Below are 16,408 nucleotides of genomic sequence, written 5' to 3'. Positions count from 1 at the left end.
GAACTGAGCCAACGCACATCACCGGGGCTAACGTGACAAGCGACCACACCGTGCTCGACAGCGCATACGAGATCTATCTCCGCGACAAATCCGCGAGCGCCGGACTCGCGCTGTGCCGGACACTCAGGCTTTCCGGTCACGCAGAAGAAGCCATACGGGTGTTGAAAGAACTGGCGGACCGTGTTGAAGATCCGTTTCTTCGCGCACAGATCGGTATCGACATGAACCTTCTCGGCCTTTTTTCCCAGGCCGAAGCCCTATTGAGTCAATCACTATCGGTACTTCACCACGAACCTGATCGGCGAGCCTTGACAGCCGAACTTCTGGTCTCGCAGTACGCTCAAGGCCGATTTCGCGAAGCCCACACGCTTAATCGGCGCTCGCGCGATGCATGGGGGCGAGCTGGTGTAGTTTCAAATATTTTTTCGACTCATACCAGCGAGTATCATCGGATTGTCAAAAAACTGCTTCGATGCGACGAATCCGTCGCCGGGAAGCGTGTCCTCATCATCCATGAGGGCGGCCTTGGCGATGTGATCATGTTCTCCCGGTACCTGCACTTGTTACGGGATGAAGGTGCGGCGGCTATCGTATTACAGGCACCAGCCATATTGGCGCCGATATTCGCCACCTACGACTGGATCACACTTGTCGAGAACGCCGGCGATGCCATTGACCAAAGCGATTGCATCATCTGTACCTTTGATCTCTTTGTCCGGTATCAAAAAACGCCCTACTTCCCAAGCTGGACGGAATCATACGTACAGGCGCCGGCTGGACGAGAAATGCCGACGCTGGCGGCTGACACTTTCCGCAACCGACGCGATGGTGTTCGCGAGATCGGCTTGATCTGGCGCAGCAATACTGCAGTGCGTCATGAACCGTACCGGTCGATCTCGCTGGCGCAACTCGCACCGCTGTTCAGTTCTTCGGAATGTCGTTTTCATGCACTACAGTTCGGCAAGATCACCGACGAGGAGCATGCGTTGCTGGGTCAACACGGCATCGGCATCCTCGGTAACGAGCTGCGCGATCTTGGCGATACGGCCGTCATTCTCAATGAGCTGGATCTATTGATCACGGTAGATACGGGGCCGGCCCACCTGGCTGGGGCGCTGGGGCGGCCAGTATGGGTGTTGCTGTCGGCGGCATGCGACGAGCGCTGGTACAACAGCCATCGTGATACGCCGTGGTACAGGTCCATGCAGCTATATCGACAAGCGACATTGGGCGATTGGAGCAGACCGATAGCAGAGATGGCAGATGCGCTGGCTGGCAATCACGCACTAAGGTGATCGCTCGCGGGGCGGGAATCGCGTTGATACACCGCCTCGACGGCGATTTTTGTTCGTCAGTCCACTCGCACTTTGGACCAACACCAGATTTACGCAGCAAAGGGGCCGGCGACGGCGCGACGGCCGGCGCCGGAATGCGGCAATTGCCGGCGTCAGTGGCAGCCGTCACGAACGACGAACATCGCGTCATTGCCGACGACTGGCTGCGCCGCGCGATCACCGGAATTCGCGTAATGCTCCTCGATGACGACGAACGGCGACGCGTCGCCAAGCATCTCTTCTGAGATTCGAGCCCAGAGACAACAACGCCTGCGTAAGCGGGCGTTGGTTCCTCAAAGACTAATCTTTAAAGCCCGCAAACGGCCCAAAGAACACCACTCCTTGCTGAACTAGAGACGGCAACTCCTCGGGCGACGGAAAGAAATCTGGACAATCCGACCAAACGCTTTCCACATAGGTACTCCACGAGTCCACAGGAATCTCGCGCACATTTCCTACGACAGTATCGAATATGTAGTGCATCTGAGCAGCGGCAAGTACCCCCTTCTTCACCGCAGCCTCATAACCCGATGCACTTGCGTAGCACACAACAAGTGCTCCATCGATTCCTTCCGGCATATCACAGCCATCGCCTCGCAATAGCCGCATCTGAAACTCAAACAGGTGGTTCTTCATGCTCCGCCTTGGTTAATATTGCCTTCCCGTTCCAGGAACGATGACGTTCCGCAATTGCTCAATCTGCTCTCGACTAAGCCCGAATTGATTGCTCGCCTTCGTTGGATCCGCAATCACTGGCTTGCCCGGGTTCAGGGGCCGCTTTGCTTCCTCGACTGCAGAAGCCCTCAATTGCTGTACAAACGATTTCGGCACTTCGAATGACTTGATCGTGTTGTCAGGGAACTGTTGAAGTCTCTGGGCCAAGAATTCCTGAGCACGAGCCTCGTCCCCGAAATTCAAGTAGAGATTCCGCTCATCGCCTCGCCCCTTGTTGGCTAGTACCGGCGGAATCGTGACGCTGCCAGTTGCCTCATCAATAAACAATCGACGATTTCCTGCTCCCTCAACACGATAGACCGTCACGGTACTTGGGCCGCTCGCGGCACCTCGCCCAAGGAGAAGCCCAACCCCAAACTCAGCATAGCTCGATGCCCCCGAGTTGTAGGGAATTTTTGCTCCATTCAGGAAGGGAACATAATCCGGCGTGCCAGGCAATGCGCCGCCCAGCAGGTTGACCCCTCCCTCAATCGTGTTCAGTGCAAGGTTGATCGGCAGCTTCGGAACATCGGCAACCCATGAACTCCCGAGATCGAATTGCGCTCGGCCGGCAGTACTGTTCCCGAAACGATCAAAGCCGCCGCGTACGTCCGTGGACAGACGTCGCTGCGCATCCCACACATATTTCAGCGCATCGGCGTCGCTTCCTGCCAAACCGAGCGAACCACCGTTGCGGTTCGCGAGATCGGGGTTCGCAGTGTAGCCAAATGCGTCAGCACGCCCCAATGGGCTTGGAGTAGAGAATCCCGCAGACAGGCCATACAGCGTCGACGCGCTGCTGTAGGTTGTCGGCGTTGTATCGACCAGCCCACCGTACGCGCCATACATCAAGGCGGCATTGCTGTACGTCGACTCCGGTGCGATGAACCCACTACCAACTCCGCCCAACCCACCCGGCAGAATTTGGTCGTTGACGGCGGCGATCGCGTCCTGCGCGCGCTGCGTAGTTTTGTCGACGGAGGCTGCCTGCACATTGCTGGCCACCATGTTGCCGACCGTGCTCGCCACCGCATCCGCCGCAATTGCTCCGATGTTACGCCCCAAACTTCCGCCACGAACCAGCGTGCTCGCAACACCAGCGCTCAATCCGCCGGTTACGCCGCTGGCAAATCGCGCCATGGCCGTGCTGGCACCAGCCCCGATCGCTACTTTTCCGACCTGCTCGCCTACCCCGTATCCTACACCCGATGCAATCGCGCTGGCCGCCACACCCTTCCAGTCAAAGCGATCCTGTAGTCCGGTTACAACCCCGATACCTTGCGTTGCCACCGATCTCATGGCGCCTTGAGCTGCCGCGCTCAACGCATTCGCCGGCGCGCCCACTGCCGCTCCAATACCTGCGGTCAAACCCGCCGCTACCGCCCCTAACGTGATGCTGTTCAAATTCAAGCCGTGCTGCTCGCCGGCCGCGATCATCACGCCTTGCGATGCTAGCGCGCCCGCAGCGCCGCCAATTGCTGCGGCTCCGAAACCAGCAGCACCCAACGAACCCGTCAGGGCGCTGACACCGGTTGTGAATAGCCCTCCGGTGGCTGTCGCGCCCAACGCCGGCGCCGCGGCCCCTGCTGTTATCACCGTTGCCACGGCGGCGACGACGATCGCTATGATCGGCATGAATCCGCCGCACCCGCTCGGTCCCGGCGGAGGTGGCGGCGCCGGCAGCGTCGGCTGCGTATTGCCGATCGCCAGCCCCGGATCGTACGGCTTGAACGTCGTCGACGTGTTGTGGACGTTCGTCACCTTGTTCGGCACAGTCAGCAGTTGGCCGGCCCGCAGCTCGTCCGTACTCTTCAGACCATTCGCGTCCGCCAGGATGTACCACAGGCTCGAATCGCCCCACAGCGCCGACGCAACCGACTTCAGCGTATCTCCTGCACGCACCGTCCACTGGCCCGCGCTTGCCGCCGGATATGTGCCGTTGATCGCCATGTAGTTCTCGTCGAAGTCGGCGGCACTGATCGGCGTGAAGACCCGATACTGGTTCTCGTTGCCCTTGCCCAGCTTGCCGGCAAGTTCCTGCATGTAGTCGATCTGGTCGATCCCGTCGTTGCCCTGGTTACCAACCCGGTTGCCGTTCAGGTAGTAATAGTTGTGCTTGCGGTCGCCCGCCGCCCCGTTGATTCGTCCATTTGCATCCACCGTGACGCCGGTCAGCTCGTCGCGCCGCTGCACCTGGCCGCGCAGGTCGGTCCAGTACTGGAACGCACGCGCCTTGCCCGGATCGTTCCCGCCGTCGTCATACGTGCTCTTCAGGTTGCCGTTCACGTCGTAGTTGAAGTACGACGTCGCCGGACGCCAGCCCGGTGCATTCGGATTCGACGCCTGTACGGTCACGCGCGATTGCTTCGCGCTGTCCCACCACTCGTATGCATACGTGGAAGTCGTACGCGTCTCGCTGGAGTCGTCCGGAGTCGTCTCAACCCTCGTCAACGTGCCATCCGCCATACGCGAGTATGCGGTCGTCGCACGATGCAGCGTGTCGCGCTCCTGCGTGATCATCCCGTCCGCGTCCCAGGTGCGGTCGATTCCGGTGACCTGCTGCCCCGTCTTCGCGTCGCGTTCGACGAATCCCGTCACGCGGCCCACCAGGTCGTTCTTGCGCTCCTGCACGATGATGTCGTTGACGCTCTGCGTTGTCAGGTAGCCGTTCGCATCGTACGTATAACGTTCGGTGCGGCCATCCTTCGCGTACGCAGCCAGCACGCGCTCGCCCGCCGCGTTGTAGCCGAGTTGCACGCCATCGCCCCCGAGTGCTCCCTTCACGATCGAAACGCTCGTGTCGTTCGGATCGGTTGCACGCGCACCCGACAAACTACCCATCGACACCGTGAAGCGGTTCAAAGCATCGTATTCGTACCAGTACTCCTGCTCACGATCGTGATATCCAACCATGTCGGTGTATTTCGCGAGCATGTGCCGACGATTACCTACCGCGTCGTACTCGTAATAGACCTTGTACGCGTCGTCCTCGATCGCCGTCACCCGGTTCAGCGCGTCGTACTTGACTCGCGACTGCGCGAACACGTAGACGTCGCCGAAGTTCGAGAAATACTCCGCCGTCCGGTTGCCGTCGCCATCGTATTCGTACAATGACTGCGTCTTCGTCGCGTTATCCTGGATCGAGCGCACCAGCCCGTTCGAGTAATATGTATAGTCAACATCCTGTCCGCTCGAGCCAGACTGCTTGGCAAGCAGCCCCGCCCAGTTGTACGCATACTGGAACACGTGCCCACCGAGGTCCGTGTGCTTCATCAGACGCCCGAACTGATCGTTCTCGTCGACCGTTGTCATGCCGTTTGAGTTGGTCGTCGTGCGGATCCATCCGCCGGCGGTCGCCGTCCCGGCCGAGCCCATGCTTGTGGCCCACTTGTAGTCGTATTTCACTTCACGACCCGCCGCACTGATCGTTTTGACGACCCGACCATCGACATCGTAAAAGGTGCGCTCACGGTTACCCAGTGCATCCGTATGCGCGATGCGCCGGTCCAGCGAATCGTATTCGTAGCGGTCAATGCTCCGCTGACCGTCGACCAGTGCCGGCCGATCGACTTCGATCAGGCGGTCCATCTTGTCGTAGCGATAGTCGGTGCGCCGCCCCAGCTCATCGATCGACGTTCGCAGGTGGCCAAACACGTCGTACTGCATCGTCTTACTGAACCCCAGCGCGTCCCACGTCCGGGCCACCGCGGCCTTGGATGCCCCGTAGTTCCACTGCTGCGTGGTCAGGTTGCCGTTGGCATCCTTCAACCCGACCAGGTTACCGGTGAGGTCGTAGTAGAACCGCGTCTCTGGTTCGACTTCCACCTGCGCACCATTCGCGAGCGTCACGCTCACCTTCGGCTCGTGCTTGAGCGTCAGATTCCCCATCGTGTTGTAGAAGGAAGTCGTCCAGTTGCCGCGGCCGTCTCGCTCGGCCGACACCTCGCGGAATGCGTTGTGCTGCTGCAGCCGGTCGATCGTCATGTCCTTCGCCGTTTCCTCGATCACGCCCACGATGTCAACGTTCGTCACCGGGTTGTTGCGCGTGCCGGTCAGGAAATAGCTCTGGCGCTCGGTCAGGACATTACCGTTCGTATCCTTGGCGAGATAGCGGTATTCGAACTCCGTGCGCGTTAGCAGCGCCGATGCATCGAACAGAAAGCGTCCCAGCGCGTCGCGCGTCAGCGTCACTTCGGTGAAAGGACGATCGAACGCCTGGTCTTTTGCCGTGGACTGACGGTAGTACAGCGTAACTGTATTGACGTTCGTAAGCGGCTGACCGTCGGAACCGACCGGTTTGAACTCGAAAATGCTCGGGCGCTCGCTGCCCGTCAACGTGACCTGCGTATTGCCAAGTGAGCCGACGGTGATGTCGCCGGCGCCCATCGCCAGCGGTATGCCCGCCGCGTCGTAGGCGGTGTATTTGATCGAATAGGCATACGACTGGCCCGGTTGCGGGATCAAGCCACCCGACTGGACGTCCCAGGTGAACTCGCCATTACCCATACGCGTGATGCGCGAATAGCGTGTCGTCCCGTCCTGCACCCACGACACCATGATGTAATCGGTGTCGGCCGGTTGTGCGTGGAAAACGATCGTCGATTTCAGGTCGGCGAGATAGTTCGTGCTGAACGAAGGCGAGCCGTTTCCTCCCGGCAATCCGACCGAACTCAGCAGGGCGTCAAGCTTCTGGCCTGCTGCGTTGTACAGGTCGAATTCCACGTCCAGGTTGCCCGGCGCGTATCCCGACAGATCGACCGAGAACGCACCCGTGGCCGGATCGCGCCAGAGCGTTCGTTCCTCGTTCCATGTGGTGCCGCCCTGCGGGCGCATCTTCACGACGACGTGGTCGGCCAGATGCAGCGCGGAATCGCGGGCTGAATAGAGGTTCAGGGTTTGCGGCGACGTCCAGATGTAGCTGCCGGATGCATCGGCAAGGAAACCAGCACGGCTGCTTTCCTCGTAAGCGGGGATCGGCGAAGACGTTACGGTCGAGTTACCGCCGCGCGCGATATGTGCGTTATAGCCATCGCGGCGCAGCAACGTACCGGGCTCACGCCCGTCGCTGCCGTCCGATATGGCCATGAAGATCATTTCGTAATCGCCGTCCGGCAAATTGCCTACGTCGATCGTGTATGAACCGGGTTCGCTGTTGGGGTCCTTGCCGAGCGTCCGGAATGCTTCGGTGGACCCCGATGGACGGTAGTACAGCATCGCACGCGCACCCTGGGGCAGCGTGTGATTGGCCAGACTCAATCGATTGGATACCGACTGCAGCTCCTGCGACGAATTGAGGGCGTCCTGATCAGCCACTTTGGCCTGAACGTTGCCGTTGGATACCCACGCTTCATACAGGACGGCCCCCTTTTCCACCTTTCCGAGCAAACGTCGTTCGCCGGAGCCATTTTGCGGCTTGACATAGACTTCGATGGAGTAATCGAACTGGAGCGGTTTATTGGGATAGTCGCCGCTTGGCGTACCTATCCGGACGTAGCTATTGACCGGAAAGGTGACCTTACCCGACTGGTTGACCGCTGTTTGAACCGTTTGGGTCTGCGTGATGTCTACCGGATCGTGGTCTACCCCGGAAGGCCGTGATGTCCCGAGGTTTTCGCCTTGCTCCCGATACGTCGCGACGACCTCGTACTGATAGGCTCCGTATACATCTTTCAGGTCAGGGAGATTGATGTCGAGGCTGTATATCTCAATATAAGACGACACCAGGTTCCATGACACGCTGGCTGTAGCTGCGGCGCCCGCTGACGTAGTCAAGCTCACTTCCGCCGGTTCGGTGTACACCGGACCAGCAACTGGCCGATTCTGTTTTTCGATCCATCCACCGATACTCAGTTGCGTATTCGCAAAGATTCCGCCGTCGATCGGAATATCGACCGGGTGGAAGCTGATACGCGGGACACTGCCCGACGTCTTCGGCTGGCGAATCTGGATGACCTGATTACGTGCGTCGTAGCGCGTAAAGGTCTGCATCATGTCGGCCTTCTGGAGCAACTTCTCGAGATCGTCACCCGTCTTGATCGCGAATTCACGCAGATCGGTCTGCATTGACTCGACCTTCAGCGTCGCGTTCCCGTTGCGATCGTACATGTACAGATGCGAGATGCCGTCGTTGAAGTTCGTTCGAACAACGCGGCCAGCATTGTCGTAGTCCGTGTATTCCTGCCACTCGCCGCCTTGCTCGGAGAGTACCCCGTTTCCGTTCGTGCGCCGACCAATCAATTCACCGTACGCGTTATAACGCAACTCGGTCTGGATGCCTTGCTCCGAGCCGCTTTCCCGCCATGTTCCGCTGAATCGCTTGATTTCCCGGTTTTCCAAGTCGTAGCGGGTCCCGAACGAATAAAATTTTCCGGGTCCATCAGCCTCGACGTTACCGAAAGACGTACCCGTCACATTACCGGCCACGTCGTACGAGTAAATCGTCAGCGTCCCGTCCGCATACCACTTGCCATTGACTCGGCCACGAGCGTAAGTGTATGCAGTCTCCTCGTCCCCGCTGCTGTGCTGCCGGGTTTCCCGGGTGATATTGCCGAGACCGTCATACTGGTACACAGTCCGTGCGCGGGTTCGCTGTCCCTGGTAGTCGGTGAACTCCGGCAATATTTCCAGCGTGCGATGGCTGAGAACATCGTACCCGTAGTCATACTGATTGCCGTTGGCATCGATCTGCCTCAACAAATTGCCGTTGCCGTCGTATGCATAACGCGTTGTCGCCGCACCGACCTGTTGCGTCAGCTTGCCGTTGTCGTCAACCGTTGCAAACTGTACATTTTCACGCGTCTCGCTCGTCTTTCGGCCGTTGCGATCCCACGTGTAATCGGTAATCCGGTCATCCTCGCTGCGCGGCCACGCGTTGATCAGCGTGGCGCCGAGCGAGGGATTCGCCGTCACTGGGTCCGGATACGGCTTGGCGAACCGTATCTCCTGCGTCACGTCACCTCGCTCGTTCAGCGTATAGGCGATGCCGTATCCCTTTGCGTCGATCTCCAGCGTCTTCTTGCCGCTACCGTTGTAGAAGTACAGTGTGCGACCGCCGCCAGGATCCGTTTTGGAGATGACCGCGCCGCGTCCGTCGTATTCCCATTGAGTGACGAGCTCACTACCTGACGTGATGAAGTATTCGCCACGCTGGTCTTCACCGGCGCTCGGATCGAAATACCCGGTCGCGACGTTCATCACGCGCGACTGGACGAGGCGTCCGTCTGCGTCATAGACCATACGTGTTTCACGCACGCTGGTCGCATCGACCGGCGCCGGAGGCTGTGAACCTTGCGTAGCCTTCACCGGGTCCCCGAAGATCCGCGTACGTGTCGCGTTGCCAGCCGGGTCATACTCCCACAACGTGAGCGTGCCGCTCGGGCTGACTTGCCCCGTCTTGCGACCGGCAGCATCGTAGTACCACGTTGTGATCGCACCGTTGACGCCGACTTTCGATACAAGGTTGCCGCGCGCATCGTAGACCGATGTTTCGATTGCATCGGCCACGTTATAGTTGCCCAAATAGACGGACTGATAGGTCCTTACCTGACGGTCCAGAAGATCGTAGCCGTATTCGGTAATTCGTTCTTCGTCGAGCCCCTGCGCCTCCGTCATCTTGATGCGGTTGCCGCGCGAATCGTACTCGAAGCGGTTGATGACAGTCTTGTCTTTCGACAGCACCGGCAACGTCTCCGACGTCATCCGGCCCAGATGGTCGTACGTATACTTGAACGTACCACCCAGCTTGTTCGTATAGCTCGTGCGATTGCCGAGCCCGTCATACCCGTAGGTTTCGAAATACCCTTCCGCATCCGTCGACTTGACCACGCGACCGAGCTTGTCGTACGCCATGCGAGTGACGGCATCTGCCGGATCGCCGGCCGGCAGCACCTGCGACAGATCCGACTTCCAGCCGTCGCGTTTCCACGCGTCATCGACTGCACCCGCGCGTGCGAGCCGATAATCTGTCACTTGTGACACGTTGCCGAACGCATCGTATTGCGTGCCGACCACCCAGTTCTCCGGGCTGACCTGCGCAACGACCCGGTTGAGCTTGTCGTAGAACGACACCGTCGTGGCCGACAGAGGATCGGTCATCGTCACCTGATTGCCGAACGCGTCGTACTGATAACGCGTCACGTTGTGCAGCGCGTCCGCCTTCTCGCTCACGCGACCGGCGGCGTCGTAGCTCTGGGTACTGGTGTAAGCCTGCAACAGCGCAAGCTTCTGGTCCGCGTTCAGCGCGGCCGCCGCCAGCGCCGTGCCGGCGCCATCCACAAGGCCTCGCGCACCGCGCTCCGCCAACGCCCAGGCAGTATCCTGTTCGGCGAGTTCGACACCACGTGGGTCGGTCGCCGCAATTTGCCGGCCGAGTGCGTCATACGCATAGCGGGTCGTGCTGGCGACGGCCGTACCGTATGCCAGCGTCTTCGCGATCAGGTTGCCTGCAAGGTCATAGACGGCATGTGTCGTCGATGCGTCGCTCGTGCCGGCGGCCACTGTCGTATCGATCGCCCTGCCGAGCGGGTCGAGCGTATAGCTGGTTTTGACGCCCAGTGCGTTGGTCATCTCGATCAGCCGACCGGCGCCGTCGTAGCGATAGGCCGTGACCGCAGCCTGATCGAGCGACTCGGACCTCAACGCCAGCCACGCGTCGTAGGTTGTCTTGTAGCTCGCTGCTTCCGGATGAGCACGTGCGTAACGGATCGTCTTCGCGAGACGGCCCGCGTTGTCGTACTGGTTCTCCGTAGCGTAGCCTTCGGCATCCACCGTGTACACCGGTCGGCTCGCGTCGTCATAGAACCACCGGGTTTCGCGCGCAGTGTTCTGTGCGCCTTGGGCGTCCCACGAGTTCAGCAGATCCGAGAAGGTGGCGTAATTCGGATTGTCGCTGCCGGTATACGGTGTCGCGTAAGACTTCGAGTCGACAAGCTGATCGATAGCGTTGTACGAATTTCGTGTGACATAACCGGCGGCATCGATCGTTGCGATCAGACGATGCTTGACGTCGTACACCATGCGCGTCACACGGTCGCCGGTTCGAACCTGCGCGTCGATCCGCGACAGTGCATTGCGAACGGTATCTTGCGACTCGCCGTCCGCAGTATCGATAAATCCCGCGTACGCGGTCTTGCGGATCACGTTGTTGCCAGCGTCGTACGTCAATTCAGTGACGGCGCCCGCCGCATCGACAGTAAAGCGCAGCCGACCGTCGGCATCGTAGACGTTCCGCCCAATCTCGTCCTGTTGCGATGCCGGCACCAGAGCGCGCAATTGCTCCGCCGTCAACTGGTCCGGCAAGGTTGCCAGCGCTGCCAACGTTGCATGCACGGTGCGTTTGACGATCCGCCCTTCGGCATCGCGGTCGATGACGATTACGGTGCCCGTCGGACCGACCGATCCGATCTCACGGCCCGCGGCATCGTAGACATGGTGCGTAACGCCACCCGCCGCATTGGTCTCGGACACCAGATTGCCGGCGGGGTCGTAGACGTAGTGCGTGGTCAGTCTCAGTCCGGCGGGATCGACTACCTGCTCGATCAGCCGGCCAGCGCCGTCGTAGGTGTTCTGCGTGGCCTTCGCGGCCGTGCTGTCCGCGCCCTCGGTCACCGTCAGAATCTGGCCCGTGCCGTCGTAGGCGAAGGTCGTCGTCAACTTCTGGCCGTTCGGATCGACGATCACCGTCATCTTTCGACCGTTCAGGTCGTAATGTGTGTCGGTCACCGTTCCGGACGGATCCGTTGTGCGGATCTGTTGCCCTTTCGCGTCGTATTCGTATCGTGTTACCAGTTCGACCGGGATCCACCCGTTCGGGCCACTTGTCGGCGCGCTTTGGTTGGTCCGCTCCTTGCGCGTCAGAACACGCCCAACTGCGTCATAGGTGTACTCGACGGACTTTCGGTCGCCCTCGTACTCCGTCAACACGTTTCCAGCGTGATCGCGAACGTATCCGTGGGACTGGGCCGTGTCATAGCCATTCAGCGTCCTGCTTTGGGAGCTGACGTTCTTCAACAGCCCATCGCGATCGTACTGATATTGAATTACATTCCCTTGTCCGTCGGTCACACTCTCGATCTGGCCATACTCGTTGTACTTTGTGGTTGTCACTACGCCCTCAGGCGTTTTGACGATCATCCACTGCATCTTCGAGCTGTAGCTGTACGTAGTCGTGTTGCCCAGACGATCGGTTTGCGTCAGTACGTTGTTGAACGCATCGTATGTCGTGCTGGTTCGACCGGACACGTCACGCGTACCGACAGTTCGCCCGTTTCGATCGTACTCCGTGACCCGCGACACCCCGTTCGCATCGACGGATTGCACCACACGGCCGAACGCATCGTAGACTGCCTTCGTGATCTGATTCAGGTAACCCGGGTCCGTCGCTTGCTGAATCTGATGTCCAACGCGATCGTAGTCGTACGTCGTGATTCGATGCGTATTGACGCCCACCTGTTGCGATTGCGATGTCACCTCACCGAACGTGTTGTACGCATACTCGGTGGTCGCACCCATCGCATCGGTGCGCTTCGTCAAGCGGCCCGCCGTACTGTAGTTGAAGGACGTGCGCGACGCATCGGCATTATCGAGTGCAGCAAGGGCAGTCGCCACATCATCCGTGAGGCGGCCACCCTGCAGCGTCTTGAGTACGTCGGCCGACAGCCGAACTGCGTAAGCAGTGGTTTGTGCTATATCTCCGAACGCGTCACGGTTGTGCGCGACAACTTCACCGGACGCGTTGATCGTCACCGCGAGATTGCCGTTCGCGTCGTAGTAGTAGAGCGTCTTGCGACCGTCCGCGTCGGTAGCAGATGTCCGCAGACCAGCCGCATCGTATGTGTAGGCTTCGTAGAACTCGTCACGCCGAAGCTGCGCGAGCATGGCGGTATCGCCGCTCTTTTCGTACAGGTCGATCAGCTCGAGTATCCGGCTGCCTTCTCCGGAATATTTCCGAACCACGCGGCCTTCTTCGTCGTAGCGATACGTCGTCGTGCGATTGAATGGGGCCTTGCCTTGCGTTTCGGTCAGCACGCGCCCCATCTTGTCGTAAGTGAAGCTAGACGTCTTGGATCCCATTACGCCATAGGTGACCTGCTCCAGCAGACGGCCCATCGCGTCGTACGCATAGGTCGTGCGTTCAAGGTCGCCCGGCGTTGATGCTGATGCGATCAGATCGGCTGCGTTGAGCGTGTAGCGAACACTGAACCATTGCGGGCCGTCGATGCCCATTAACGACGGCGTCGCAACCACCTGACTGAACACGTGATTGTCGAAGCTTGCACTACGTACCGTGACCGGGTTTTCTCTCCCTGAGCGGAATTCGACTGTATGACTTGCCAGCGGAATCGCATTGGGTACCGTCAACGTATAAGAGGTGTAATCCGACGCCGTCAGCGTTACCGTCCCTGCTTGCACGCCGTCCAGCCAGACCTCAAGTTTTGCGCCGACCTGGCCGGACGCCTCGATCTTCACCGGCACCTGCTGCGGCTGACTTAACGCGCCCAACGCGATGCGCTGCCCTCTCACACTCTCTGTTACGTTACCCTGAGCATCGTATTGATAGCGGGTGACGTACCCCTCACCATCTATTTCGGCTGCAAGCCACCCGCGTGCGTCGTAGACGAAGCGCGACGACGTGTCCTGTGCGTTGGCGACTGGAATCAGGTCAGCAAGCTTGGGTGCCCGCCCACCGGCGAAGGCCAGGCGAAGCGACTCGTTCACTGGCGTCGCATAGCGCACGATTTCAATGCGTTCGCCAGCAGCGTTATAGAGGTATTCCGTCAGATAACCTTGCGGGTCAAGCTCGCCGCGCAGCAGCCCGTCCTGGTCGTACAGGTAGCGTGTCGACCGATCCCGTGCCGGATCCGCCGGCGGAAGACCGGACGCCAGCACGGCAGCCGGATCGACGCGATTGGCGAATATCGTCTTGCCGGTCAAACGCCCAAAACCGTCATAGCTCAGTTGCGTCAACGTGCCATCGGCATCGACCGTGCGGTCGACCCACGCATTGTTCATTCTGAACAACCAGGTCGAGCGGTCCGCCGTGGTTGCGGCCGGCCGAAGTCCCGATGTTTCGAGGGTGAGCGCGCTTCCTGACGGTAACCGTTCGATCGCGCGTCCGGTGTTGTCAGACAACGTTGCGAGTTGCGCCGCGGTCAATCGCGTTGCGTACGTTACCGTCCTCGTCGGGAATGCGTAGGCCTTGTCGTAGACGTATTCGGTGAGCGTTCCGTCCGACGCTATCTCGGCAACCCGCTGGTTGCGGGCGTTGTACAAATAATGGGTACTCTGGCCATTCGCGTCGGTCGAAATCCGGAGCCTGCCGTCGGCGTCGTATCGATTCGTCGTCTTCGAAAGAAGACGACCTTGGACCGTATCGGTGGATGCGACGAGTTCGCCGGTCGCGTTCCAGACCGACGTACGCGTGAGGCCGTTGGCGAATGTCACCGAAACCGCGTGACCTGTATCGTCATACTGATACGTCGTCAGTGCACCATCGAAACTCACGGCACTCAACAACCGACCGAGGCCGTCGTAAGCGAATTGCTCAACCTGCTCCTGCCCCGACGGGCCAATGTAGCGCTGCAGCAGGCGCCCATGCGGATCGTAAACGTACCGCGTCTGGGATACCCCGCCAGACGTATCGCCCGTGCCATCGGTCAGCAAGTGCTCGTACCGCGTTTCGACCGCCACGTTACCGCGCCAGTCATAGGTCGAATCGATACGCAACGCATCTTGCCGACCACCGAGGCCGCTCACCCACGCATCGAGCGAACCGATGGACAGCGCCGTCGACTCAGCCAAACCGGCGACGTCGAACACCTCGCTGTTGTATCGGATTTCCGACACGCGCTGTCCGGCCGCGTTGTAGCGGTATTCCGTTACCCGGCCCTCGGCGGTCACTGTATAGCGCAGGTGTCCCACGGCATCGTACGCATAGCGCGTCGTCTGCGACATGAACTCGGGCCTGTCCATCGAACTCTTGACCGTCTCCGTCAGCAGCTCGTTACGCGGGCCGTAGGTACGCTCCACGCTCGTCCCGATATTACTTTCCAGAACCAGATTTCCTGCGGCGTCGTACTTGAGGTACGCGTTACCGAGCACCGTATCATTTTGGTTGCTCAGGTTTCCCTGGGTGTCGTAGTAGAAACTTGCCTCGCGACCTTCCCATTGCCCGTCGAGAGAAGGTGCTGTCCGAATATCAGTCAGCCGCCCGGACTCGTCCCATGACATCACCTGAGCGAAACCAAGCGGATCAATCACGGTCGTTTCGCGTTTCACGAGGTCGTAGCGCAGGCTCGTGACCCGTGAGGCACCGTTGTCGGCAAACTGAGCAATCGCCGAAACACGATATTCGCCATCGAGCAGCGCATACGCGAATTCCACCCGCGAGCCGTCCGTCTGCCCGATCGACGCTACCCGGTTGCTCGTGCCGTCATAGGTGTACGTCGTCGTAAACACGTTGCCGTCGGCAATGCTGTTGTCTTCAGGCGACAGATCGGTCACGACCTGCGACAGTCGCCCCTGCGCGTCGTATGCATAGCGCACCGTGGTCTCGGTCGCCGACTGCCCGTTCGCTTGCTGATAGACCGAACGCAGCGCCGAAAGCCGCCCGGCGGCGTCGTAGTCGAGATAAGTGACATCCCCGCCCGCCGTCGTGATCTGTGAGAGCTGACCCGAAGCGGTATAGCCGTACTTCACGGTGTTACCGTCGACGTCCCGGCTCGACACCAGCCGTCCGCCCTGTGCCGCGTCGTACGTTTCCGTCACATGCTGGGTACCATCGGTCCACGTCCAGCTGTTCGTGGCAGCATCGAACTGCAGGGTCGCACGCGGCCCCGTCGTCGTCACGGCCGTTGGTCCAGGCTGGTTTGCATTTCCGACGTTCGCGCCAACACCGGCAGTCGATACGTAGAGATTGCGCGTGGCATCGAACGCAAACTTCGTTTGCGAACCGTCCCAGTCGGTTAGCGTGATCGTGCTTCCGGCCTCATTCAGCGTGCCGGCCAGCCCATCCACGGTACGGGATGCCCCTTCACGCCAGTTGAGCTGCCCGAGGCTGTTGTACGCGCGGTACACGGCGCCGTTGATGCCCTGCCCCAACAGCAACTGATCGCGATCTTGCAGCATCAGGTTGCCATTCGCCGCGTTGACGTAGACCTGTTCGCCCATCTGGCCGAACGCGGCGTTACCCAGCACGCCTCTGTTGCCCAACGCCGTGGACGAAGATGATTGCAGACCCAGCCCTTGGCCCGTAACGATCGCTACCATGCGCTTGTTCTCCCGTATTCGATGTGGTGCCGTCTGGCCGGGTGGACCGGATTCGGCTTTCATGCGGGAGTTATCCGAAGCGTTGGAGATTCGTT

4 protein-coding genes are annotated in these 16,408 nt (G+C 59.9%); 2 read left to right on the top strand and 2 right to left on the bottom strand.

Annotated features, from left to right (window positions below; all coding sequences use genetic code 11):
* The first annotated feature begins 50 nt into the window (after positions 1–50).
* Both LGM56_RS36990 and LGM56_RS33700 read left to right on the top strand, forming a co-directional pair.
* Positions 51–1,295 carry a glycosyltransferase family 9 protein gene (locus tag LGM56_RS36990; RefSeq protein WP_226207927.1) on the top strand — a complete coding sequence of 415 codons (1,245 nt, stop codon included), beginning with the start codon at positions 51–53 and terminating at the stop codon, positions 1,293–1,295.
* A gap of 23 nt (positions 1,296–1,318) precedes the next feature.
* The gene (locus LGM56_RS33700) at positions 1,319–1,579 is read left to right on the top strand and encodes a hypothetical protein (protein WP_226207926.1); all 261 of its coding nucleotides are present in this window, start codon (positions 1,319–1,321) and stop codon (positions 1,577–1,579) included.
* Between the two features lie 55 nt (positions 1,580–1,634).
* Here the strand turns inward: LGM56_RS33700 and LGM56_RS33695 are convergent, their stop codons facing one another.
* Entirely contained in the window at positions 1,635–1,970 is a 336-nt protein-coding gene (locus tag LGM56_RS33695; protein ID WP_144023170.1) for a hypothetical protein, read from the bottom strand.
* Positions 1,971–1,982: 12 nt separating this feature from the next.
* Positions 1,983–16,376 (bottom strand): LysM peptidoglycan-binding domain-containing protein, encoded by a 14,394-nt coding sequence (locus tag LGM56_RS33690; RefSeq protein ID WP_226207925.1) that lies wholly within the window; start codon positions 16,374–16,376, stop codon positions 1,983–1,985.
* Positions 16,377–16,408: the final 32 nt, after the last annotated feature.

Origin of the sequence: Burkholderia sp. AU38729 (assembly GCF_020419725.1) — a bacterium.
Taxonomy (GTDB): domain Bacteria; phylum Pseudomonadota; class Gammaproteobacteria; order Burkholderiales; family Burkholderiaceae; genus Burkholderia.
This window is presented reverse-complemented; position numbering and strand designations above follow the sequence as displayed.

Bases quoted from the DNA above. Each gene is read 5' to 3' on its own strand.
- LGM56_RS33690 (WP_226207925.1), bottom strand. From the start codon at position 16,376: ATGAAAGCCGAATCCGGTCCACCCGGCCAGACGGCACCACATCGAATA.
- LGM56_RS33695 (WP_144023170.1), bottom strand. From the start codon at position 1,970: ATGAAGAACCACCTGTTTGAGTTTCAGATGCGGCTATTGCGAGGCGAT.